The organism is Staphylococcus sp. EG-SA-17 (assembly GCF_017151845.1).
In the GTDB taxonomy this organism is placed as follows: Bacteria; Bacillota; Bacilli; order Staphylococcales; family Staphylococcaceae; genus Staphylococcus; species Staphylococcus aureus.
Genome location: NZ_JACVZO010000147.1, coordinates 1 through 252, shown reverse-complemented (window position 1 = coordinate 252; position 252 = coordinate 1). Strand labels below are relative to the sequence as shown.

The 252-nt window shown below is 32.5% G+C and carries 1 pseudogene; it reads right to left on the bottom strand.

The features are described from left to right. Nucleotides 1-50: 50 nt before the first annotated feature. Nucleotides 51-128, bottom strand: a pseudogene (locus IDG65_RS14485) (IS200/IS605 family transposase); the annotation flags it as partial. Between the last annotated feature and the right edge of the window lie 124 nt (nucleotides 129-252).

Genomic DNA, 252 nt, shown 5'->3' with positions numbered 1-252 from the left:
GGCACTGACAAGTCAGCCAACTGCACTACTATTCCAGCAACCCTAAAGGGTTACTCTTTTTTCTTTCTTTTTTTATTTTTCTCTCCAGTGAAAGGATCTAAATATTCTTCCATTGAGATTTGGTCTGAATCGTCTACACTTAATTGGACAAATTCTATGAGAATAGATATTGTTAATTTAAGAAAGTAGGCGATTTTATTATGACAAGAGAAAGAAGATCATTTAGTTCAGAGTTTAAGTTACAAATGGTTA